Source organism: Bradyrhizobium sp. RP6 (assembly GCF_003837805.1).
Classification (GTDB): Bacteria; Pseudomonadota; Alphaproteobacteria; order Rhizobiales; family Xanthobacteraceae; genus Bradyrhizobium.
In genome coordinates, this window is the sequence record NZ_RQIT01000042.1 from 1 (window position 1) to 23,944 (window position 23,944).

Consider the following 23,944-nt stretch of genomic DNA (forward strand, 5'->3'; position numbering starts at 1 on the left):
AACTGCTGCTCGATCTATCGCCGAACGAGCGCGACAGAACCCAAAATACCCCGCGGGATCGCATCCCGCTCAACAAAATCTCTTCTCTTCAATCACATAGCCAGATGGGTGTTCTGATGCGCAGTTGTATAACCGCGCAGGGCCACACCTGACAGGGCCAAGGTTGCGGGCCGGGACAGCTTGAAGAAAGATTCTCTTAAGCGAAGTGCAGGTCCTTCCGATGCTGTTGGGTCGGGCGAGGTGGAGGACCGTCTCGATGGTCAACCAGGAGCCCGAGTCCATCATCTCGGTATGGGCTGGACCAACGAGGCTCAAATCCCCTTGTATCAAGATTATGCCTCGGCGCTGACCGCCTATAACGAGATCGATCCCGCTGATGCCGCGTTGAAGGAGGCTGCCCTATGGAGCCGTGATGTCGGCCTTTGACGCTTTAGTGGCCCCACTGAACCATACACAGGACATACTCTGGGATCTGCCAGCGGCGACAGCTTCACGCCATGGTCATCGCGGACAAGAGCTCGGTGCCCGAGAGGACTGAGCGAACGAAAAGCATAGCACGGTGGATGACAGACTTCTGTAGCAGGACAGAGGAGCAATCCAGGTCTTTGGCGCTGACGCGGTTCTTGCGCACGGCGCAGGCCTAGGAAATCAAGGCATCATATGAGTGGTCCATCACCAGAATGGGGGCGATACAATCAATTCATGTTCTATGCCTAAACGACGCTGATGCGAGGGGGGGCGGCGCCAGTCGGCGCGCTGGTGCCCGTTGATCGCTCCGCGGCGGAAAGCGGCGCTTGCTCTAGGCCGCAACAGCACCGTCACGGAACAGTTCGCAGCGAGGGTTGCACGAGCCTTGAACCGCCAAGAGGTGTTGCAGCGTAGGCCGTTTCTTGGGCATTTTTACTCTCCTTGTCTCGAGCGCAATTCTCCCGGCAATCAGTTAACGAACCGAGTTATCGGTGTGACTTCGCATGTTGCGCAAGGAAAAAGCTCCTCCAACTAGGCAATGCTTGCAGCCGAGGTGTCGAGATCGCCATGCATACCACCTTGGCATGATGTCGATCTGGCTGCTGATCAATGCGCTGATCGTTGTCCTGATGATGCCCGTCGACAAGTCTGCCCGGTGACGCCAACCAGGAGAACCTCGCATGCGGAGGTAAGCAGCATCGCTGCGTCCCAGTCTTGCCACTGAAGATCGAAAAAAGCTGGCGCTGTCTCACAGGCTGTCCGCCGACAGGCTGTGATGTCCGCTTGGCAACCAATGGCGGCAACGGAACATGGCCGTGCAGCCCCCGAACGGCTGAAACTTGCGACTCCTTAGCCGGCACGCAGCTTGCAGTAAGCGGCGCATGACATAGCGCAAGCCGCGCTATGTCATGCGCTTGCACGGTTTCCGCCGCGTCTGCCTGACGCGCCAGGGCCGGCCAGCGTGGCCCGCCGATCTTATCGAGAAAAAGTCCATGAACACGCCACCACTCTTGTCCGCGGTGTTGCCTTCGATTGCTAGCGCCACGTCCACGGCGCTTTCAAAGGAGCGAACGGATGCGGCGGTGACTGACGACCCATTCCTTTGGCTTGAGGAGATGGAAGGGCCAGGCGCGTTGGCTTGGGCTCGCGGCGAGAACGAGAAGACGCTCGGGGTGCTTCAGTCAGATCCTCGCTATCGGCGCTTCTACGAACAGGCGCTCTCCATCCTGCAGGCCAAAGATCGGATCGCAGATGTTCCATTCGAAGGGGGCGGTTTGGAGCAGTTCTGGCGAGACGAGAATCAGGTGCGCGGCGTCTGGCGGCGCACCACGCGTGAGAGCGATCGTAGCCAACACCCAAAGTGGGAAACCATTCTCGACGTGGACGCCTTAGCTGCCGCCGAAAACAGAAATTGGGTCTTTCAAGGTCGCAGCTGCCTTCCGCCTGAAGAGCGCCGTTGCCTGATTAGTCTTTCCGATGGCGGAAAGGATGCCGTGTCCATACGAGAGTTCGATCGCGCCGCCAAGACCTTCGTCGCGGACGGCTTTCATCTGCCCGAGGGCAAGCAGGACGTCAGCTGGGTCGATGGTGACACCCTCCTTGTTGCACGGGACTGGGGCGAGGGGACTTTGACGCAAGCCGGCTACGCTTTTGTGGTGAAGGAGCTCAAACGTGCTCAGCCGCTCAGTGAGGCTCGCGAGATCTTTCGGGGCGAGCCCACCGACGTTGGGGCGTCCCCCTTCGTGCTTCGTGACAGCGAGGGTCATATTCATGCGACCGGCGCCGCCCGCGCAATCAGCACTTTCGAGTCCGAGTATGTGGTCTTCCGCCCCGATGGGCCCATCAAGCTCAATCTGCCGAAGAAGGCCGAGATCGCCACGCTCGCGTGCGGCCGCCTGCTTGTGAAACTTGATGAGGACTGGATACCGTCCGAGGGCATCCGCTTCACGGCCGGCTCGATGATCTCGTATGACCTCGATGAATGGAAACAGGATCCGTTGCGCGCCAGACCATCGCTCGTCTTTCAGCCTGGGCCCCGGCAGGCACTGAGCGAGTTCACTCACACAAGGAACTTTTTGATTCTGACGATCCTTGAGAACGTTCAGAGTAAAGCGTTCCTCTACAAGTACGATCAGGGAGCTTGGTCGGCGACACCGATCCCGCTGCCGGAAGATACAAATGTCAGCCTGTCAGCCACTTACGATGAAGCCGACCGGGTCATATTCACCGTCTCGAGCTATCTCAGACCAACCTCAGTTTGGTCTTTTTATGCCGAACGCAAAAGCTTGGAGGAATTGAAGAAGGCACCCTCTGCCTTCGATGCGTCGAACCATGTGGTGGAGCAGCTCGAGGCCATTTCGCGTGATGGCACGTCAGTTCCCTATTTTCTGGTGCGGCCCAAAAACGCAAGGTTTGACGGCACGATCCCGACACTTCTCCATGGCTATGGCGGTTTCAAGGAGTCGCAACTGCCCTCTGATCTGGGATCGATGGGGCGGCTATGGCTCGAACAGGGCAATGCCTATGTCGTTGCGAACCTGCGCGGGGGCGGTGAGTTTGGTCCACAATGGCACCAAGCGGCCCAGGCGGCAACGAAGCAGACGACATGGGATGATTTCATTGCCGTTGCCGAGGACCTGATCCGTCGGAAGATCACTAGTCCGCGCCAGCTGGGCGCGATTGGCGGCAGCCAGGGCGGCCTGCTCGTTGGCGCCGCGATCACCCAGCGTCCCGAGCTCTTCAACGCGGCGATCATCGAGGTGCCGCTATTCGACATGCTTCGATACACCAAGCTGGGCGCGGGCGCCTCCTGGATCGGCGAGTACGGTGACCCCGCCATTGCCGAGCAGCGTGCGTGGATCGAAGGCTACTCGCCATACCAGAAGCTGGTGGCGGGCAAGACCTATCCCGCTCCCTTAATTCTTACCTCCACCAAGGACGACCGCACGCATCCAGCGCACGGCCGCAAAGCTGCCGCGAAGCTCGCCGCGCTGGGCCAGCCTTACTTCTATTACGAGAACATCGACGGCGGACATAGCGCCGCGGCCAATCTCATGGAAGATGCGCGTCAACTCGCCCTTGAATACACCTATGCATCGAGGCGGCTTTGTTCTGAGTAAGTTCGGCGGACGGGCTGATCGAAGCCGATAGACTAGAGACCATTGGTTATCTCAACTCCTCAGTTTGCTCAGCTGAATTCATGGAACGCAAGGCGAGAGAGCTGATGAGGGTGGGCGGACTCGATGAAGCTCGTCAGATGCGCAAATTACCGGTCTGAACAGCCTCGACCGCTGTCGAGCGGATTTCCTGGCGTCCCAAGCACAACATGACGAGCTGGAAGTAAGTTGCTAGATGGGATTCCTTGAGGATAGTCAATCCGCGCCATGCCTGCATTGAGCTCCCTGAGCAACCATCTATTTCTCGTACGGCGAAGTCGCTACGCAAGCGGTCACGGATGCGACCAATTGCTTATTCCTCCGCGCAGTCGCCGTCAGAGGCCGCGGCGACGCAGGAACGGCAGATCCAATCGACGCACAGCGTGACGCAGCAGTCGCCTTGGCTGCCGCCCCGGCTGCGAAGCGCGCGCGGCACTTAACTCAGGTAAAGTGCTATCGTTCTCACGCAGCATAGATCCAAATCGACAGCGATTATTGATGGGTCTGAAATGATTGTCTTTCCGCGGTGAGAAAGCGTTCGCGCAGGGTTGCACAATCTGCCAACTGCACGAGCGGGCGGTATGACCCCGACACATTTATCGCGATCGTCAAAACCTCTATTAGGACGCTACCTCATTCGCCGAACGTGAGGAGGTCGCCACATCGAGGGGACGCCAAGGACCATGTTTCGCTGGACGGGATGAGCGGGGATTCCCTCGGGTCGTCATCGATTTTCAAAGAACAGAGTTGGTATTGGCAGCAGAATTCCCGATCGGTAACTTTCTGGGTCGCCCCACCCCCGGCTTGGGGTTAAAGTTCCCGTTCGGTAACTTTTTGCCTCTCAACCATGGAACTGAGCGAAAAACTCCCGCTCGGTAACTTTTCGCTGGACACCCGCCGTTTCAGCTCATAAAGTTCCCGTTCGGTAACTTTACGACGAGAGAGCTATGAACACGCGTCCAAAGGGCACTCCCCTCTCAGGCGGAAACGACGCTCCTGGCGAGACCGGTGTCGCGCGCCAAGCCGCCGAGTTCGCTGCAGCATTCGGTCGCCTCATCCAGGCAGAACGCAAACGCCAGGGCCTCCGGCAGGACGAGCTGGCCATGGTGGGCGGGACAGGAAAGCGCTTCATCGTTGACCTCGAGGCCGGAAAAAGCACGTGTCAGCTCGGGCGCAGCCTGCACGTGGCAAACGTGCTCGGGCTGCGCATCGAGGATGTTCTCAAGGATGCCCAAGCCCGCCGCGCGAACACTTCCGAGACACCGGACATTCCCGACAGCGACGAGGAGGAGCCTCATGGACCGTCTTCCCGTCTACTTTGAGACGCGAGAGGTCGGCTGGATCACGACCGCCGACGAAGCGTCAGGCTTCACCTATGCCGAATCCTGGCGCGGGCTGACCGGCGCCTTCCCTGTGTCGCTCACCATGCCGCTCTCGCGGGCGTCGCACGATGCCTCGGCAATTCTGTCATGGGCGGCAAATCTGCTGCCGGAGAACGCAACTCTCGGGATCGTAGGTCATATGCTCGGCAAGTCGCCGGCCGATGTCATCGGCCTTCTTGCCGAGATGGGCCGCGACACCGCCGGCGCGCTCTCCGTCGGACAGCCGGGCACCGGGCTGATCGCCGGAAAATGGCGAGAGATCCCCGACAAGGCCGCGCTCGAGCGCATCCTCAATGAGCTACCCCACAAGCCCTTCCTCGTCGGCGAAGATGGCGTGTCGATGTCGCTTGCCGGTGTGCAGACGAAGCTCGCCGTCGCTCTGGATGGCGACACCCTGTACATACCGATCGACGGCGCGCCATCGACCCACATCATCAAGCCCGATGGCGAGCGCTTGCCTGGCGCCGTCCAGAACGAGGCATTCTGCCTGACGCTCGCGCGCATGATCGGAATCCCGACGCCGAAGGTGACGACCGGGACGGCAGGCGAACGTAGCTACCTGCTGGTTGAGCGCTATGACCGCCGTCATGACGGCAAGAGGTGGCGGCGGCTGCATCAGGAGGACTTCTGCCAAGCCCTGGGCCGACCGCCAGCTGCCAAGTACCAGAACAACGATAGAGGCCTAAAAGGACCATCATTGGCCGACATGGTCGGCGTGACCCAGCGCCACATGACAGCACAGGAGACCGCTCGCTTCGTCGACCTTGCCATCTTCAATCCAATGGTGTGGAACACGGATTCCCATGCCAAAAATTACTCGCTGATGCTATCGGCGCGCGGCGCCGCCATGGTGCCAGGCTACGACATCATCTGTGCGGCGCCATATCCGAAGATCACACGCAACATGGCGCAGAAGATCGGCGGGCAGAAGCAGGCTGATCAGCTTGGACGAAACCACTGGGAGCGCTTCGCCATCGACTGCAAGCTCTCTCCAACACAGACGATCCGTCGCGTCTCCGAGATTGCTCAGGCCGTGACGCACCACGCAATGGTGGCCAAGGCCGAAGTCGAAGCCATGCCTGCCCGCGGCGATCCCGTCCTGGACACGGTCGTCGAGGCGGTGATTTCGCGCGCACGCGGCTACCTAGATCGCCTGAAGCAAACGGAGCCAGCGCCGAAAGGCGCAGCAGCCCTATCGTCCTAGTATTACAGTTGCTATTTTCGGTGAGTTCTGAATCCATGGGTGACCATGATACGGGATCTGGTCATTGGTGGTGCGTCGGTTGAAGATACGCTGACGCTGCGGGCTTCCTCGTTGCGAGATGCCAGGCAACGCATCCGTCCGCTGTTTACGCAGGAGCGGGTGGCGGCCTCGGCGTGACGGTTTCTCGACGGACTGTTGGGTAACGAGCCGCGCAAGACGGGTTGGATGCGGGCTGAAGCGGCCGGCGATCCAGGCCCGTGGCGCCAGCAGGCGATCCTGGGGTCGGGGGCAGTGGGATGCCGACACGCTGCGCGACATTGTTGCGTGAGTACGCGCTGGAAACGTTTGCCGATGAGGACGCGGTTCTGGCTATCGATGAGACCGGGTTTTTAAAACAGGGCAAGGCGTCGTGCGGCGTCGCACGCCAGTACACTGGCTCGGCGGGCAAGATCACCAATTGCCAGATCGGAGTGTTCGCCTCCTATGTGTCGCGGCATGGCCATGCCTTCATCGATCGCACGCTCTACCGGCCGAAGGAATGGACGGACGCCCCCGCTCGCCTGAAGGCACCGCATGTACCGAGCGATGTGGGCTTTGCGACCCAGCCCAAGATCGCGCGTCGAATGATCGCTCGTGCAATCGCCGCAAGGGCGCCGTTCTCGTTCGTGGCGGCGGACAGCGTGTATGGCACGGGCGAGATCGAAACCCTGCTGCGCGAGGCGGGCAAAGGCTATGTTCTGAGTGTTGCTTCCAATCACGTGTTCCGTTCCTGGGGCAAGCCGCAGCCTGTCGCCGGCACCGCCTCCGCGATCGCGCAGAACCTTCCCAAGAACGCCTGGCGCCGCCGTCAGGCGGAGGGACCAAAGGTCCGCGCTGGCACGACAGGGCCTATCTCGAGTTGGGCCGATCTCGACGTCAGTGAATACAACGACGACCTTGCCGGGGAATGGACGCGGGGTCTTCTGATCCGCCGCAACATCGCCGACGGCAGCTTGGCCTTCTTCTCCAGTTGGTGCCCCGAGGGCACCTCCATGCAGAAGCTGGTGTCGGTAGAAGGCCATCGCTCGCCCATCGAGGACAGCTTCGAAACCGCCAAGAACGAGCTCGGCCTTGATCACAACGAAAGCCGCTCCTGGCATGGCTGGCATCGCCATGTCTCACTCGTCATGCTGGCCTTCGCCTTGATGGCCGTCATCCGTCATCGGGCCAATGCTGAGCCAGCGCTCAAAAAACGCGACGCCGGCGCACCAAACATCGTTCCTGATCCGCTGGTCGATCCAGGAAATCCGTCGCATCGCTATCAAGCTCGCTCAACGGCGCATCTCGATCGACCGTGTTCTCGCATGGTCGCTCTGGCGGCGAGCTCACCAGACCGACGCTCGCCGCGCTCACCTCGGACGAAAAATGAAACTGTAATGCTAACTTAGATGAGCCCAGAGCCTCTCTTCGCGAAAAGCCTAATCAGTCTCAAATTATCTGACGTCGGACGTGCCAACTGCGTTGTTCAACAAGGACCTACAGAATGCAGGCGTGAGCTTGCCGCGGTGGATCACGACGTTTTCGTGCCCCATCGCGGCTCGCGCGCTCTGCCAGTGCCGATTGTAGCCGCGCTGTTCATTGGATTTCACATGGCAAGCGGCGAATTCGGCGTCAGCCGCCGTCGCCAAATGCCACGCATGTACCGGCCGCTTCGTATGGATGTGCACCCACATCGGATTCGCCGTCGCACCGTTGCGCAGTGCCTTGGGCCGCAGCTTAATCTCGAACAGCGTCCCCGGATCGCCGCTCAACGCGCGCGGAGGATCCGGAGGCTCCAACTCCCCGGCCGCCCGCAACGCTTCAAGGTATTTCTGCGAGGGAAAGCCGTAGCTCTTCATGCAATCGATCATGATCGCGGCTCTTTGCCTCTTCAATGAGTTTGCCTGTCCCTGCACCTCGGAATACATCGTCTTGAGCCGGACTATCTTGTCGTGCACTTCGGGCACTTGCGCGGGCGTGAGCAAGCCACTTCGACGAGGCTCCTCCAACGCGGCTACACAGGCTTCGATCTCGGCGGCCTGTCGGTGGAGGCGCTCGACGACGATATTTAGGACGTGGTCGGCGTCCTCGGGTTTCATCTGACGCGCTTGCGAGACGGCGCTTTGCTGAGCGGGCAGATCGAACTGCAAAAGTTCGTCCAATCGCTTGAGCAGTCCCGTCAGCGCTTCTCTGGAGGGCGGAGCCTGCCACATCGTCAGGTTTCCGCTCGCCGACGATGACGCCCGCGCGCGGGCCTCCTCCGCGCTCGTGAGTTTCTTTGTACCCAAATCCGAGAGTACGATAACCTTGCGTGTTGAGCCCGTGCCAGCGTCGGACCCGGCGAGCTGCGGCTCAGCGCCCCCAGCTGTCGAACTCCCCTCGCCTGCGGCCGCTGCGCGCCTGCCTTTGCCCTTCCTGCGCGCTGCAGTGCCTTCGGCCACCCCGGCAGTATGTTCCGGCAGCACAGCCCAAGCCGGCGGTTCAATCGTGGCGGGTGTCTTTGGCTGAAGTGCCAGCAGCCGCATGACTTCGTCCGCTGTAAGCCACGCACCTTCCACTATCTGGTCCAGCAATTCTAACGGAACATCGGCTCCCGCTCCGGCGTCCGTCAGGCTGGCAACCATGCCGCTCACTCCTGATGCAAATTCCGAAAGCCGCTCCATGACTCCTTCCAGAACGTCGCGGTGCTCAGCGTCAAGCGGCGCTCCGTTGCGGTTCATCACGGCCTCGGCCGTCGAGGCGAATGCCGGAACAACATCCTCGATGAAGGTCCCGAGCAGACGCACTCGCCCGTCTCCATCGATAAGGGCGTCTCTGACGGCTGGTCCCAACCTGCTCGCTAGGGAGAGCTGCGCGAGAGTGATCTGCGATTCCAGATACTTGTACTTCGTGTTGAGTGCATAGCCGGTATGCAGTCGTAGCGCGGCCTCTTCGGACTTCCGCAACTCGGGCGTGCTGCTTGGTAGGTCGGCAGTAGCCGCGCAGACGGACTGCATCCGCTCCGAGCGCAATGCCCTCTTTCTCCACCACTCCATGCAGTGCTCATAGTAGGGCTCCACGCCTGAAAGCACGCGGTTCAGCTGGTCAGGCGAAGCGGTGCGGATGATCCTGCCGAGCAGGGCTGCTGCTTTATGTCTGCTCTTCTCCAGGTCATCGAAAATCGCAGCAGCCACGGCGTTACATTCGTCGGCCGCGCCCAGCGTCTCATCGCGGAGCTGGCGAGCCCGATGGTCGGGCAGAATGCGCCGCGCCAAACCTGGGGGCAGAGCAGCGTAGTAGTCCAGAACTGCTAAGCCTGCTTTGACGACTTGATCGATCAGCTCTTGCCTCTCGGACAAGGTCCGGCCGCCCGTGGCTGCCCTACGACAAGTATTAAGGTCCTCAAGCAGGCAGTCCAACGCTCGCTTTGCTGCCTTAACCTCATCTCGTGTTGGCGCCGCCACATCCGAAGTTGGTTGCCGGTTCACGAGCGGCGCGGTTCTATCTTGAGGCCCGGAGCGCATCCGCTCCACGACGGCCTCGAAAGATTGACTGCGTTCCCCAGGGACGAGGCCGAACTCCAGGCTCGAACTGCTCGATACCCCAGTGCTGTCGGCTCCTGCAGCTCCAACGTACGATTTGCCAGCTCGGCCGATGCCCGTCATATTTTATCTCCGATAGAAGAGTCGAGAATGCGCAGCCTTCCTGGCTAAACCGCTTCGCTGACGAGTAGCTGACCAAGAGCGTTTTTCCCGATGCACAAGCCCATGTCGCCTTGGGTCCACTTCCATCGCAGCTGCTGTGCTGCTGAAGACAGCGATGCCGGGATAACCGCCTCAGCTGCGGGATCATCACCTGCGGTACATGACCGCAGCCTGAAGCGCGAAATTTTCGCGAGCGCGCCGGGGGCAGCACACCGCCACTCGACAGCCTTGCATTGGGAGTTCATTTTCCTCTGGAAATTGCCCGCGATCGGCGCAGCAATAGGTGCGCGGACGTTTCGGGCGAAAATCCGTACGCGGGACATCGCGCATAATCTAGTGTCCTAAACCAGAAGTTCATGGCCTTTAAGGCCTTGGCTGACACAGTGTAGGCAGAAGCGTTCGATGGAGCTGAGAATGTCGTCAGCTGATTTGGTCCATCGGAATGGGCTGGGGTCGGCGTTGTGCTGTTCGATGAAGGACGCGATCTCAGTACGTAGCTCCGCCACGCTGCGGTAGATGCCGCGCCTGGTTTTGCGCTCGGTGATGAGGGCAACGAAACGTTCGACCTGATTGAGCCAGGATGAGCTGGTTGGCGTCAGATGGACTTGCCAGCCCGGTCTTTTGGCCAGCCAGTTACGGATCAGCGGCGTCTTATGGGTTGCCTAATTGTCCTTGACGAGATGAACGTCCAGATCATCCGGCACGGCGACTTCGATCTCATCAGAAACTTGCGGAATTCTGTGGCCCGTGGTGCCCGTAACACTTGCCGATGACCCGGCCGGTTGCGATGTCGAGAGCGGCAAATAGCGATGTCGTGCCATGGCGCTTGTAGTCGTGACTGTGGTGTTCCACCTGACCAGGTCGCATGCGGAACGAGGGTTGGCTCCGATCCAGCGCCAACATCTGCGGCTTTTCGCCGACACACAGCACGATGGCTCGCTCGGGCGGGACTACGTAGAAGCCGACGACGTCGCGAACCTTGGCGACGAAGTCAGGATGGTTTGAAAGCTTGTAGGTCTCCAACCGATGTGGCTGCAGGCCGAAGGTGCGCCATATCCGCTGTACCGTCGAGACCGACAGTCCACTGGCCCTCGCCATGCTGCGCGAGCTCCAGTGAGTGGCGTTGGGCGGTTTCGTCTCAAGGGTGCGGACGATTACTGCCTCGATCCGGGCATCTTCGATCGTGCGCGGCGTCGCTGGTCGACCAAGGAAACCCGTCGCATCGCTATCAAGCTCGCTCAACGGCGCATCTCAATCGACCGTGTTCTCGCATGGTCGCTCTGGCGGCGAGCTCACCAGACCGCGGACGCACGGCGCGCTCACCTAATGCTAGGAACAGACGCATGTGGCGACAAACCCGAGCCGCCTCACCGCCGGAAAACGTGGCTGCACATCTGCGCTCAAGGCTTCCGGGGGCCGTCGCCCATGATGGGCGAGAGAGCCTCGTCGACATGTCGAATTGGCATCACGGCGTTGGCGACGCCGTCGGATTCGCAATTGAAACGCGCGCCAGAAGACCTTCCTTGCCTCCCGTAAGCCCGTACTCCTCTGCAGGCTTGCCGTCGAGTTTGGCCGCTTCGGCGACGCCCTTCGAGCGTCTTGAAAGTGTCATCCGAAAGACGCAGGGCGCCAACACCAAGCCGTCGTCGCCATCTGGCTCCGCGTTCCCACCCTTCCATCCACGCAAAGCCTAAGTCGCTACTACGTTTGACGGCATTGAATGCTTGAATGAGCGCGCCAGCTTGGTTGATCTCTTTTTTTGACTTATCCGCAAAGAACACATTCCTTTTGGTCGCGATGATCAGTTTGTGGACGGCATAGCGCTCCGGGGCCGGTACAAGGACCGGCACGCCGGCGTCGTGCAAGACAAGAGGGCGGATGGGCTCATGGATCAGTTAGTCTAGGAGCCGCAACACCTGCGCTCCTACGGACGGCCCCAATGACATCTGCGTCAGTCTGGAGGAGTAGTCCTCGTCGCCACGGTTTGGTGTAAGGAATTCGACCTTGAGCCGGTGGCATTGGCAAAACCGCTGAACAGCTTGGTTTCATCGGGGGAGAATGAGGGCGCAGATGTCGGATCCACCTTTTTCAGGATCTCTTCGATGTCGGGCATGCTTTCATCGATCCAGATCGAGATGCCGTAAAATTTCGCGATGTCCATATCCTCGGTCGTCACGAGCTCGTCGGGCAGCTTGAGGCCGACTACGCCGCTGTATGTCCGATAGGCCATCGAACCGACGAGCGTGGCGCGAATCCGGAAAAGTCCCGCGCGTGCGAGTTCGTTGACGACGACACCTTCCATGTGGGGAGGAGCAGGGTAGCCGGCCCGCCTCAACTTCGCTGCCAGCTCGCGTCGCGCGCTATAGCCAATCTTGGTGCGCTGGAAAGCTTCCGCGCGTTGGCAATCTCGGGATCATCGGTCGGACAGACATATTGAGGGTCGTCTTCGTCGGTCCCTCGCCACCGAGGGCGCGTAGGTCTTCTAGCAATAGTATTCGCGGCGGCTCGCTTCTGTTTTGAGAAAGGTCTGGTTTTCCGGAGCGGCTCGCGAGCCGCAATAACATCTCTCGAGCGATTCGGCGGCTTGATCGTGCAAATCCGCCTCAACGGAGGCCGTCGAAAAACTGAGGCCCGAGATCACCGACCGCAAGCAGCGCGAAGCCCGCGCTCGCCGTACGCGAGACGCGCAATCAGGCCGACCAGTTCACTAAGCGCCTGCGGGCCATTCTGGCCGACCTGAAGCGCGTCCGACGGACCGTCATGGAGTCGAAAACAGTCGCTACCCGGCTGGCAGCCTTTTTCGAGGAGTTAGTCGAGTCCTGCTGAAGGATTTCGAGTCCATCCTCACCGTTAACCATCCGTACCGCTTCCGCGACGCCATCGTCGATCTCGCGCGGAGCTACACCCCGGAAACCATGCAGGTCCTTGCCGAGGAGTACACAGCTTCCAGCATGGCAGCCGACATCGAGGACGGTCGAATGGCCGCTGCCGACGACCTGCTGGCCATCGAAAGCATCTTCGATCAGATCGGGGAGATGTTCGACAGGATCGAGGCCTTCCGCAAGCAGCTCGAAGCCCGGGTCCGCAGCACCCTTAGTACGCCGAGCGGATCGGGCAGGGACTCGTCGGCCGGGCCGGCGACCTGGTGCGACGCCTGGATGCCCTACTGCGGGACGGCAGGCACCACAAGGCGCCAATCGAATGGAGCATGACTTCGTTCAATCCGTGCCCGGCAATCAGCGCCGCGATCCTGGCCACGAGAACAAGATTCTCGACGACTGCATCTTTTACAGCCTGCAGACGACCGCAGAATTCATCCAGGCGAGCGGAGGCCGCTCACCAATGAGCGAGTTCAGCTTCGGGAAGCAGCTGTCCTCAAGCGAGACGCGCGCCGCGCCAGCCTGACGAAGCTTGCGTGCGAGGAGGCGAGCATTGTTGAAACTGCCGAAGCTGCCATCCCCGTCAACGAGCACAGCTAGCTCTGTCGAGTCCACCATACGTTCGACGCTCTGGACGAGCTGGCTCCATGAAGCTTCATTGGCATCACGATAGCTCAGCGAGCTGGCAATCGACCGACCAGAGCCCAGAGCCCCTTAAATCCTGAGCGCTGGGCGATTGTGGCGGAAAGGCCATCATGGGCTTCCATCAAAACGAGAGCTTATCATTCGAGCAGTCCTGGGCACGAAGCATTTCCACAGGCGAGGGCCGCGCGCGTCGTTGACCTGCGGTGGACCGAACGCCTCTAGCTTGATGCTGCATGCATAGATCCTGTAAGCCGACCTAGATTGCCACCAACGTCGCTGCTCATATTTTTTCGGCGTGATGCCGCTCAATGAACAGCATTGGTAGTTTATTGGGACCGCAAAGGCTTGCATGATCGCCATAGGAGGCGCGCCGAACGCAAAGCTTTCGCTATAGGTTGATTGACATCGCGCCTAAGGCTGGAAAGAAGGGCTTTGGATGCAAAATGAATGACCTGGGTTCGCGAGCCCGTGCTACGCCTCGAGAGAGAATTCCCACACTCCTTCGGGGGAGGAGTGCTTAGGGAAAGGGTGATATCCGGCTCACATAGATTTAGACGAAAATATCGACAGCCACGGATGTCGTAATGCTGCCGTCGGATTGACGACAATGTCGAAAGCCCGTCGATAGGGCTACAGCAGGATGGCAGCCTCGTGCGAATGGAGCGGCAATCGCCGAACAACTTGTCCTGCCTCGCCGACAGTTTGCTGGCGCCACTGAGTGGTATGGCATTTGCTGATGCTTTCCTGTTCTCTGGACTACAGGAGAAATTCATGGCGGATAGGCAAGAGGTTGTGCTGTCGGAACGGGAAAGACAGTGTTTGCGATGGGTCGAGGAAGGGAAGTCATCCTGGGCTATCGGAGTGATCCTGAAAGTGAGCCTGAACACCGTCAACTTTCATGTCAAGAATGCGATGCGAAAGTTGGAAACGACCAGCCGGACGCAGTGCGTCGTCAAGGCGCGGCGTTTGGGTCTTCTTTAAGCCGCGGTTTCGGTGGCGCTGTGGCGAATACAAGGACGTCGCGTGGCAAGTGTACAGCGATGATAGAGGTGCTGATACTATGAACAGTGCGTGCTTCCATGTCATCGCTGATTGCGACGGTGAGGCGCAACGTGGACAAGGTAATCAAGCTAACGGCGCACGCGCATCACACTCTTGAAAGCTGGACGGTCGGTCGAATTCCAATGTCCGTCCTCCCCTTACCGGCGTAGCGGTTCGATATGTGTCGGAAGCGGAAATCTTAGTGATCATAGCGGCTGACGTGCTGAAATGGTGATCACCCAAACGCGGCTCGGACGGCGCGGGCCGCACCCTAAGTCGGCAATGATGGTCGGCAGACGCATTTCCAAAACACGCTGCTGGTAGAAGTTGGACGAACCATGACTCTGCGCGCTTAACCAAGTTCGGGTGATTCCTCACGAAACGTTGCTGGCTTAGTGACCGATACTTCGCGGACCATCAATGCAGACGTCGTGTTTTTGGATTATTGGGGCGTGTTCGATGCGTGCAACTCTCTTGTGAACCGTTCGCCGCGGCAACTGAAGCGAAGGTCAAATCGCCATCCGGATCCACAGGAATGGAAGCGAAGTGCGGTCGCGTCAGGGGCTTTCTATCGTTTGCATATTGGGCGACAGCTAGGCGATCCGACAGAAAAATGAGACGAGACCTTCGCATCCATGCCGCGATGTTTTTTGCCGCTGCTCTTGATGGCCGGAAGACTCTTCGCTAGATCACAACGGTTCACTATGGAGGTGCCGACGTGGCAATGGGTATTGTGAAGTGGTTCAATCCGACCAAGGGTTATGGATTCATCAGGCCCGAGGATGGAGGCCCCGATGTCTTCGTGCACGTCAGTGCCGTGGAAAAGGCCGGTTACACCACTCTCGAAGAGGGGGCCCGCGTAAGTTATCAGCCCAAGGCCGGGCGTACGGGCAAGATCTCAGCTGAAGATCTCCGGGTTGGCTGATCGAAAGACGGATGACGCCTCGGACGAGAGCGGGGTCTCTGTCTCGGGTTGATGAGGATAGTTGTCAGGTAGTGGTGAGGTCTTGCTGACGTGACCACTCCCCTTCTCAGCTGAAGCAACATAGCCGAGGCGTACGCCGTCCAGGCATTGGGATTGCGACACCGGTGAAGCGCTGTTGGCGCAGAGCCGTCAGTCCCGCGACAAATAGTTCTCGATGCGGGCTGGTAGAGATTGTGGTTCGAGTGCGGTGATTGTTTCATCACGAGAGCCGAGCTAGAAAGGCGCGTCAGCATAGCGCCGCACCGTGCTCTGCCGCAGAGTCTGGCGCGTCTGCTCTGCCTGAACTGCCTACTGAAGATGGTCCGGAATTTATTGCCTCTCATGCGCCGCCTGAGGCACGAACTCGTCCTGGACCTCCATCAAAGCCGTCAGGCTCGACGCGGAGGATTGTCCACGCTCTGCTCCTTCTTTCCACGTGAGAGGCGTGCCAGATCGTGCCAATTCTTGGACTCACAGATCTCTCGTTCAGTCACTGAAGCCCGGTTTGTATATGGACCGGAAGACGCCGGCCTTTGCCTTGCGCGTCCGCAAGAGGCGAAAAGCCTGGTCGTTGTCAAACAACCGCACCAAAGTTCGGCTGGGTCACTATTCTGACTTGAAACTTGCTGAAGCACGCCGCCGCGGCTTTGCCGCTCTCGGTACTCCCGTTGGGGAAAATGAAACGTCAATGACCTGGGTCAAAAACATGCTGCTCGATTTGAGGAAGCCGATCGATAACGCAAGCGCCAAGGAGGGCGGAGAGACATCGAGAATGATGAGGGGCTAAGGCGCCCATGAACTCATTTTCGTGCTTTGCGTTACGACACGGATTTGCGCCTGCAGCATGATCGTACCATACGCTACCTTGCGAGTAATCAGCGGAATTCGGTTTATGCGCGCCGCGAATCGTCGCCCCTCTTGAGGCAGTCACTCTGCAACCCTAAGGTCCGTTAGGGGTACAAAATTCCACTGCTGAACAACTGACCCTTTGAACTGGTAGAGCCAAGTAGGATTGCCATTTTTCGTGCGCGGCTTTTGTTGTCGATGCACAGCTTAGTGTCGGCGATACTCAGAATAGCAATTCCCATCGATGCTTGGGATCGGCAGGGTTGTAGACTGCAAGCGTCAGCGCTACTTCCGGAGCGATGCGATCGCCTTCCTGTGCGATGGCGAGCTTACCTGCGCTTGAGTTCAAGGTTGATGTGCGAATGTCGGCTTGCAAACATTTTGCATCCTAATGGACATGGAGACAGAACAAAATAGGACACACTTCACAAGTATACACAGCCCCAAGCGAGGTACAGCAGCCTTTTGGAAGAAAGGCACGGTGCTTGCTTGGGTGCAGTGAGCGTCACCGGTCTTGCAGGGGCTGTGATGCTGGGGCGGGCCTGATATGGTTCGAGACCATTTCGGGTCCGCCCCGTTACTGCTCGCGAGGCAACATGGAGCAACGTATTCGAGCGGCTTCAGCGGCGATCGCGTTCGCTCATGCGCGAAGTCCTCAGCGTGTACGAACATGAAGGCCGCAGGTACAATAGAATCAGAGTCCGCGTAACCGGGAGCATAACAAACGGTTACGACTTCGAAAGTGAATGCCACATCGCCGGTGCGCTACCGAGTATATATCACTTCGGTACGGAGTCGCATTGGCTACTGAGGCCCAAGTGCCCAGGAGTCTACAGCGGTCCTGATTATTGCACCTCACCTCCTTCTCCGTGAGAGTGACAGACAATGGTGTCCAGATAGTCGATTTGCGGAGGAATTCCTTCACATACAACGTCTGGTGGGTGGTCCGCGCAATGAAGGAAGCCGACGATGGAGATTGTGCTAGCAATTGGCGCTGTACTCGTTTTCACCGCAATCACGGTCGCTTGCCTGTGGGCGCTTGGAGCCTGGCGTGGCTGAGTATGTTGGTGAATGAGCCCGATGGAGAAAGCGTTGTTACCATGCCGCTCGCTCTCGTTGAATTTCTGTGCGGTCCGGATTAGCCTGACGGACCCCCAAGCGGTCGTGCTGTTGATTGTGTGCGAATGCCGCCGGAACAAACGGGTGCGGACTGCTCGAAAGCTACACGGCTACGTGGCCTAACTCGCGGCCCGCTCTCAGGGCCGCGCGTTTTGAGCGGATCACTCTGCAAGCTTAAGGTTCAGTTAATTCGGAGAGTAGGGCAGGTCAGCGGTTGGCGTGACAGCACCGAAACGCCCACGAAGGCCATGATCTCACCGGCGCTTCCTTTGTAGAAAACAAGGCAGTCTCCATAGCTCAATACGTGCGCTAGATTGCGTCTATTCAGTGGAAGCGGCGCGCGGCTGACTTGAATACGCCGATGGCTGTCTTCGCGATGCTTTGTGATGCGCGTGATCTGGCGAGGTGCCATCTGGCTGACTCCGGTTAACTTCTAAATTCATACAGTTCGTCAGAAAGACGCGACACTCCCAGCTTAGGTAGGCCATTTCCAAATGGACCCGAACGCGTGCGTTATTCTCGCTTGCTGATCGTCCCATGGAAGAACGGCAGGCAGCCACGATGGGCGGTCTCGCCCCAGTGATCATCGTGCGATTGCTCTCTCTTCGGTTTTCCTCGGCTGCTGATCCCACCAACTGTCCCGCTCGGTTTGGATCCATTCGCTAAGCCGCGGATAAAGGATTATGGATTCCGCTTCCGGGTTCGCGGTTGGTTAGAGTTGCCTCCCTCAGTTCTTCGTTAGTGAAGAACTCGGCGACAAAAAAATCGCGATCTGTTCTTTGACGGACGGTTGGGCTGCGCGACTTATTCCGCGAGACATGGATCTTCGGACGGCGGTCTCGCTCCCGCAATGAGCAGCTCTACCTTGCTCGCGAGTATCAATTGCGGGAGATTTCGGAGGTTTTGAGCCTCTCATCGGGCAAGCAAGCGAAAACGCGCGATGAAGAGTGAAACCGAAAACGCTGGTGACATTCGAACATTGTCCGGGCTCCCGATCGGCTTGAGCTTGGCGTATTCGGACCCGAGTGCTTGACTCACTTTAGGCTCGACCGTTCAATCTCCCACGCCATCCAAGATGCCCATGCTGACTGAAGGTGAGACAGTCCGTTCCGAGCAGCTGCCTAGCATCGCGACGTAGGATGCAAGCGGGCCACGAACTGATCTTCGACCAGGCTGGGCCAAACGCGGCTCCGGAATTTAAGCGTGAGGTCAGTATCGTGAACAGCCGTGGCATCAGATTGCGAGGAGCCCCAACGCCCTTCTGCATTGGGGATCGACTGCCGATCAGCCGCACAGCACCGTCAGTCTGGCGTTGACGCTCGCCACTGTGGCTCACGCCACAACGTCCTGCGCAAAGATGGTGGGAGCACTCTGGCCGACATCGGCTGCCGGAGCGAGCGCTGCTACAGGCTCGTGGTTGCGGTTTCGCTGTCTTGCTCAAGATAACGGTTGTTTCAGTCGCGACAAATAGGAGCCGGCAGCCAGATGGCGCGAAAAAACCTACATGAGTCTGTCTATGAAAATGCACGAGGGCATTGGCATGCCGGTTGCTTGAATGTGTGACAGCACCAATTTGGCCATGATATTCCTTCAGAACGCGATCCAGGTATTCAAATGAAACGTGCCCACTTCATCGATGGCAGACGTCTCCTGATGCACTTTCCGAAACGCGTGCCAGCGTTGCGAACTCTGCTACCTTCGGATTGCCGTTTGCTTTGCCGGCCAGAATCCGACTGTCCTGCAACGGGCTCGCGACCAATGGCGGTCCTCAACAAGATGGCGCGCACCGGGGTTAAGACGTTACGCTTCTGGACGATCGTTTGCGCCACCTTTAACCCCTGGCTCAAGCGCCCGTATTGGCGAGATGCCAAGCCTGGGTTCTTGGAGCTAAGCGCCGGCCTTGCATCGGTGGTCACACATGGTAAATGAGCTGTTGCAGGACGATTGGGATGCTGAGAACATAGTCAGGCAGAAGGACGAGCTCAAGGTCAAGCTGCTTCGTGCCCAATCGGTCGTCGCCGAATGTAAAGCAGGATTGGCGGATTTGGAGCGGAGGCTTGAGGGTCGAGCGATCTCATTGCCGATCGATGAACGCCACCGCAACTCTGCGGCAAACAATTGAATACGTGACGCGCTACCGCGCGAACCGCGAAGCATCGATGATCCTGTTGGCTAGAAAGCCGCCGTGGCGTTTTCCAGGCGATCATGAGACCATTAAAACTGCCGTAACCCACGTTAACGGCGAGAATACCGACCGGCTTGGGAGGCATCATTTTTACGGACCGGGGCGCGCGAACTGGCGGCCTGCCGTTATGCCGGGCGTTTTGGTGATCGCGGTGCGTTGGGCCGGCGGATGGGGCGCGGAGTAACACCACATGCGGGACGTCTCCCTGCGGTGTTGACTAGAGCCTCCTATCTGGAGGGCTGCTCACGCACATGTCTGGATTGAACGTCAAGAGCTGTCCCCCTTACTCAGGGCCAGTTCGGTCGTTTTATCCATCTTCCCGGCCGTAGCCTCGTCAGCTTTTCGAAAGCTTCTCCGAATACGGATAAACCCATCGATCCTGGACGGGAGGCGGGCGTGCACTCGCACAATTTCGACTATCCAGTGCTGCCCCTCCACCATCGGTACAGCACGCCGGACTAAACGATCAGCAGCCGAAACTGGCGAAAGAAGATGCCTTTGAGCCGCAGCTGGATACAGCGCGTGTGGCAGGCCTTGCCTCGATGCCGCGGTCGCAATCCGCCGTCGAATGTCTAGCGCGCGGATCATTACATTCACGAGATGGTGAGCAGTCCAAGTACTCGTCGGAAACTCTCACCAATCTACGGCTGAGAAGTATCTTCAGATGCTTTAAGGGGGCGGATTTCCCCGGTGAGGGCGGCCAGTCGCTCCAGGCCAGTGGTGACAGTACACTAAACCAGCTCGCCAACACGGTGTTCAAGGAGAACAAGCACGCAGGTATAGCCTTCCAGACGCTTCAAGAACAGCGCGGAGGTTCAGTAGCAGCAGTCGGGGTCAGGCGCGCGTGAGTGCCGCGGCTTCGGCGGGTACTGGGCGTACACCAATTGCTCCCAGTGAGGCTGAAGCGCGGCTTATCGAAATCGATATCAACAGTAAGCACTGGGCGCCGACGACTTTCTAGATGCAAAAAGGCCGAATCCGGCGACCCGCTTGATTGGCGCGAGAAGGCCGACCATTGACGAAGCTGTCGGATTTTGAACCATCGCATGACGCTTCGTGTTTTTTGCGCATCTGCAAAGTGCTGCTGCGCAGGTGCACGGTCCGGTCTCTGCTGCGTCTTATAAATGTCATCTTGCGCGCGCCAGTGACGCGCGCGGCGGCTAGATTGAGCCAGCGGCTCGATACCGATGGGGCGTGGATGCCTGACAAAGCACGAGGAGGTCGATGACAAAGCGTTTTCGCAACTTGGCCCTATTGTTCATACTCACCTCCATCGTTGTCTTCCCCGCCGCGAAAGCGCAAGACCGCCGGACTATCACCGAGCCTGTTGCACCTCATACGGTGTGCGAGCGCCTCGTGCCGTCTGGTAAGCAAGATACGACCACGTTGCAAAATGCCATCGACCAATGTCCTTCCGGGGCCGCCGTGTATTTAGGGCGTGGCGAGTTCCGGTCGGGCCCACTCGAGATGAAATCGGGTGTGACGTTATGGGTCGGACGCGGGGCGACGCTGATCGCCATCCCCGAACCTGCTGCTTACGACAAGGGCCTCGGACAATGTGGTCGTATTGCGCAAAAGGGCGGCGGTTGCCGGCCGTTCATCAGCTTTTCCAGAACCAGCGGCGGTGGCATCTACGGAGAAGGCATCATCGATGGTCAGGGCGGCGCAATAATTGGCGGCGGCGCGGAAACCTGGTGGCAGCTAGCGCGCCGCGCTCAAGCCCAGGGCGGCAACCAGAACGCCCCGCGCTTGATCCAAATCGATCATGCGCAGGACATCACTTTCTCCGGTGTCACCTTGCGCAACGCTCCCAACTTTCATGTCGCGATGAACCGGGTCCAAGGTGCCACGTTTTGGGGCCTCATAATCGATTCACCGGCGGATGCGCGCAACACTGATGGCATCGATCTTGGCGCGAGTCAGGATGTGACCATTACCCGCAGCTTGATCCGTACGGGTGACGACAACGTCGCAATCAAGGCCGGCGACAATGGCTCAAGCAGCCATATCTCGATCATTGATAATTATTTCGGCTGGGGGCATGGCATGTCGATCGGCAGTGAGGTGAATTCCGGGGCCAGAGACATATTGGTGCGTAATCTGACGCTGGATGGTACGACGTCCGGCCTGCGCATCAAGAGCGATGTTAGCCGAGGCGGTCTGGTCGAGAGCGTGACTTATGAGTACGTGTGCCTGAGGGGCAACCGGTGGCCGCTAGCGTTTGATACGAAATATGATCCGCGCGCACAAGGCACGAGAATTCCGGTCTATCGGCGAATCGTTCTCCGTCATGTGCATGGCGACACCGGTGTGTTGCTGATGCGCGGCGTAGACGAGGAGCATGCACTTGACCTGACACTCGAAGATGTCCGATTTTCCGATTCCGCCACTTGGCAAGTTGAACATGCGAACGTCACCGCAAATCACTCGGACGTATCACCGCCGCTGCCAGGACAAGCTGCAAAACCGCTGCTGCGCGGCTCGGAGGTATGTTCCAGGGCGTTCCGCAACAGCAATCGGTAAGCACTACATCCGGCGCCGAACTCGGGTGGTGAGTTCAGCTCTGGACCAAGATTACTGGTGTTGACGAAGGTCGGCCTCATGTCCGGACTTGTTTGCAATTGTCTGACGGTTTGCAGGGCCAGGGATGCGAAGGTGACGTGGAGGTTCTGATTTGGCGCGAAAAATGTGTTGGCCATGCGCGGCGGCTATCCCGCCGAGAGAGGCTCTGTCGACTGCGTCGAGGTGCCGCTGACTCAACGAAGTGTAGGATCATGCGTATTTTCGTTCACCCTGCTGCACTTCTGACGGGATGTTTCTGCATCTCGTCAGCATACGCTCAGCCACTGTTCGTGTCGCATGCCGTAAATGCCGACTATCACTCGGTGCAGCAAGCCATCGACGCATTGCCGGCGGAAGGCGGAGATGTTCGGATCGCGCCGGGTATCTATCGTGAGAAGGTCAAAATCTCCAAATCCGGTGTTCATCTCTCAGGCACTGGTAGCAAGCCGGAGAATACCGTCATTGTGTATGGCGATGGCGCGATCAATGTAGGAGGAACCGCCCGGTCGGCGACGCTGGATGCCACTGGCGATGACTTCCGGCTCGAGAATTTGACCATCCAGAACGACTACGCTCTCAACCCGGCCAATCCACCCTCGCAGGCGGTTGCATTATCCCTTACCGGAGACAGGGACGTCGTTACGCGCGTCCGCCTGCTCGGCGCCCAGGACACGCTGCTTGCCGGCAAGGGTCCAAACGGCAGAATGTCACGTCAATACTTCTCGAACTGCTACATCGAAGGGCATGTCGATTTCGTATTTGGCAACGCCAAGGCCTGGTTCCGGAAATGTGAGTTGCACGGCATCGCCAATCAAGCGGTCGTCTTTACCGCTCAGAGCAAGGCAGTACCGGACGAGGACAGCGGCTATGTTTTTGATCATTGCACTCTAAGTGCCGACCCTTCCGCGCGCGATATCGCGCTTGGCCGCCCCTGGCGGCCGTATGCCACAGTGGTCTTTCTGTCGACAAAGATAGATGCGCAGGTCATTCCGGAGGGCTGGCGCGAATGGGATAGGGGCAAGACCAACAACTTGAGGACGAGCTATTATGCCGAATATAGATCCTTCGGGGTCGGGGCTAACCCCTCAGGCCGCGAACCTTACTCCCATCAACTGACAGATGGGGAAGCCGCGAGATGGTCGCTGACCGCGTTCTTCGGGGGTGCCACAGATTGGCTGCCTGCGGAACCATATCGATGGAAGACAAAACAACGCTGACGGTGAGGGAACGACGGCGATCCTCGGATGAATGACGGAGAGAGCGGACATGATGGAGAGTGGTGTCCAGCAACCAAACTGCCGGGGGCGTGAGAGGGGCAGGGCTTCGGCTGTCACTCCACGCTTAGAGGAGCTCGTTAAGACGCTCCATCGCTTGCGGCGGGATGCGATCATCCGCTTATCCCGCCCTTATTGGCAGCCTGTCCAACTACCCGTCGAAGATTGGCGCCAATGGGCGTAAATCGAATGTGAGGCCAACATCTCAGCTCGATTTAATCGAATGCACAAGCGAGCGCAGAAGGTCATTCTTCAGGCTCAGATGAAGGCAAAGTCGGCTTAAATTTCTCGTCAGGCGCCGGTCGTCGGCATTCAAGATAACACCGTCAATCGACTCCTTCTCATGTCAAGTGCCGCGCAACATTTCCAAACGCGCCGATGGCCTTTTTCATGTACCGCTCCGACGAGGACCGTCTTGCGTGACGGGTGGTAATTCGCGAAGCGTGTGACCTTAGGTCTAGCTTTAAGGTCATCAGGCGATGCGGGTCGAAGTTTTGGGCGGGCTCGAGCGGCGGCGGC

The 23,944-nt window shown here is 58.8% G+C and carries 18 protein-coding genes and 2 pseudogenes; 14 read left to right on the top strand and 6 right to left on the bottom strand.

The window, feature by feature from the left end:
* The first annotated feature begins 180 nt into the window (after positions 1-180).
* The 5 genes from EHH60_RS36000 (at position 181) to EHH60_RS36020 (ending at position 7,636) form a co-directional block, all read left to right on the top strand.
* Positions 181-426: a hypothetical protein gene (locus EHH60_RS36000; protein ID WP_124163913.1), complete on the top strand. Its 246-nt coding sequence runs from the start codon at positions 181-183 to the stop codon at positions 424-426.
* Between the two features lie 1,034 nt (positions 427-1,460).
* A complete protein-coding gene (locus tag EHH60_RS36005; protein WP_124163914.1) occupies positions 1,461-3,587 on the top strand; it encodes a prolyl oligopeptidase family serine peptidase in 2,127 nt (708 codons plus the stop codon).
* A 983-nt stretch (positions 3,588-4,570) separates the two neighbouring features.
* Positions 4,571-4,945, top strand: coding sequence for a helix-turn-helix domain-containing protein (locus EHH60_RS38925; protein WP_124163915.1), 375 nt, complete (start codon positions 4,571-4,573; stop codon positions 4,943-4,945).
* On the top strand, positions 4,920-6,209 hold the full coding sequence (locus EHH60_RS36015; RefSeq protein ID WP_124163916.1) for a type II toxin-antitoxin system HipA family toxin: 1,290 nt from the start codon (positions 4,920-4,922) through the stop codon (positions 6,207-6,209). The genes EHH60_RS38925 and EHH60_RS36015 overlap by 26 nt, the downstream gene beginning before the upstream one ends.
* Positions 6,210-6,505: 296 nt before the next feature.
* Positions 6,506-7,636, top strand: coding sequence for an IS701 family transposase (locus EHH60_RS36020; protein ID WP_370124235.1), 1,131 nt, complete (start codon positions 6,506-6,508; stop codon positions 7,634-7,636).
* Positions 7,637-7,681: 45 nt separating this feature from the next.
* Here EHH60_RS36020 and EHH60_RS36025 read toward each other — a convergent pair whose 3' ends face one another.
* The 4 genes from EHH60_RS36025 to EHH60_RS38620 form a co-directional block, all read right to left on the bottom strand.
* On the bottom strand, positions 7,682-9,871 hold the full coding sequence (locus EHH60_RS36025; RefSeq protein ID WP_124163917.1) for a T3SS effector XopP-like protein: 2,190 nt from the start codon (positions 9,869-9,871) through the stop codon (positions 7,682-7,684).
* A 759-nt stretch (positions 9,872-10,630) separates the two neighbouring features.
* Positions 10,631-11,152, bottom strand: a complete 522-nt coding sequence (locus EHH60_RS37315) for a hypothetical protein (RefSeq protein ID WP_158626807.1) — start codon at positions 11,150-11,152, stop codon at positions 10,631-10,633.
* A 158-nt stretch (positions 11,153-11,310) separates the two neighbouring features.
* Positions 11,311-11,805 carry a GSU2403 family nucleotidyltransferase fold protein gene (locus EHH60_RS38930; RefSeq protein ID WP_124163922.1) on the bottom strand — a complete coding sequence of 165 codons (495 nt, stop codon included), beginning with the start codon at positions 11,803-11,805 and terminating at the stop codon, positions 11,311-11,313.
* Positions 11,806-11,861: 56 nt separating this feature from the next.
* Positions 11,862-12,212 (bottom strand): GSU2403 family nucleotidyltransferase fold protein, encoded by a 351-nt coding sequence (locus EHH60_RS38620; RefSeq protein WP_124163918.1) that lies wholly within the window; start codon positions 12,210-12,212, stop codon positions 11,862-11,864.
* A gap of 538 nt (positions 12,213-12,750) precedes the next feature.
* On the opposite strand from EHH60_RS38620, the gene EHH60_RS38435 reads away from it, so the two are divergent.
* Together EHH60_RS38435 and EHH60_RS38935 are read left to right on the top strand one after the other, a co-directional pair.
* A complete protein-coding gene (locus EHH60_RS38435; protein ID WP_349629093.1) occupies positions 12,751-13,122 on the top strand; it encodes a Wadjet anti-phage system protein JetA family protein in 372 nt (123 codons plus the stop codon).
* A complete protein-coding gene (locus EHH60_RS38935; protein WP_370124240.1) occupies positions 13,112-13,315 on the top strand; it encodes a hypothetical protein in 204 nt (67 codons plus the stop codon). Before EHH60_RS38435 ends, EHH60_RS38935 begins: the two co-directional genes overlap by 11 nt.
* Positions 13,316-13,338: 23 nt before the next feature.
* On the opposite strand, the pseudogene EHH60_RS38940 reads toward EHH60_RS38935, so the two are convergent.
* Positions 13,339-13,497: pseudogene (locus EHH60_RS38940) on the bottom strand (phosphoenolpyruvate phosphomutase); the annotation flags it as partial.
* Positions 13,498-14,217: 720 nt separating this feature from the next.
* Here EHH60_RS38940 and EHH60_RS36050 point away from each other — a divergent pair.
* The 3 genes and pseudogenes from EHH60_RS36050 to EHH60_RS36060 all read left to right on the top strand — a co-directional run.
* A pseudogene (locus EHH60_RS36050) lies at positions 14,218-14,415 on the top strand (response regulator transcription factor); the annotation flags it as partial.
* 778 nt (positions 14,416-15,193) lie between these two features.
* On the top strand, positions 15,194-15,400 hold the full coding sequence (locus EHH60_RS36055; protein WP_036030656.1) for a cold-shock protein: 207 nt from the start codon (positions 15,194-15,196) through the stop codon (positions 15,398-15,400).
* Between the two features lie 550 nt (positions 15,401-15,950).
* Positions 15,951-16,226, top strand: a complete 276-nt coding sequence (locus EHH60_RS36060; protein WP_124163919.1) for a DUF4102 domain-containing protein — start codon at positions 15,951-15,953, stop codon at positions 16,224-16,226.
* A gap of 282 nt (positions 16,227-16,508) precedes the next feature.
* On the opposite strand, the gene EHH60_RS37320 is transcribed toward EHH60_RS36060, so the two are convergent.
* Positions 16,509-16,661, bottom strand: coding sequence for a hypothetical protein (locus tag EHH60_RS37320; protein ID WP_158626809.1), 153 nt, complete (start codon positions 16,659-16,661; stop codon positions 16,509-16,511).
* A 2,661-nt stretch (positions 16,662-19,322) separates the two neighbouring features.
* On the opposite strand from EHH60_RS37320, the gene EHH60_RS36065 reads away from it, so the two are divergent.
* From EHH60_RS36065 to EHH60_RS36075, 4 genes are all read left to right on the top strand, one after another.
* Positions 19,323-19,526 carry a hypothetical protein gene (locus EHH60_RS36065; RefSeq protein ID WP_225115078.1) on the top strand — a complete coding sequence of 68 codons (204 nt, stop codon included), beginning with the start codon at positions 19,323-19,325 and terminating at the stop codon, positions 19,524-19,526.
* Entirely contained in the window at positions 19,492-19,773 is a 282-nt protein-coding gene (locus tag EHH60_RS37845) for a hypothetical protein (protein WP_199752493.1), read from the top strand. The genes EHH60_RS36065 and EHH60_RS37845 overlap by 35 nt, the downstream gene beginning before the upstream one ends.
* A 1,040-nt stretch (positions 19,774-20,813) precedes the next feature.
* Complete coding sequence (locus EHH60_RS36070; protein ID WP_124163920.1) at positions 20,814-22,112, top strand: glycoside hydrolase family 28 protein; 1,299 nt, start codon at positions 20,814-20,816, stop codon at positions 22,110-22,112.
* Positions 22,113-22,363: 251 nt separating this feature from the next.
* Positions 22,364-23,368, top strand: coding sequence for a pectinesterase family protein (locus tag EHH60_RS36075; RefSeq protein ID WP_124163921.1), 1,005 nt, complete (start codon positions 22,364-22,366; stop codon positions 23,366-23,368).
* Positions 23,369-23,944: the final 576 nt, after the last annotated feature.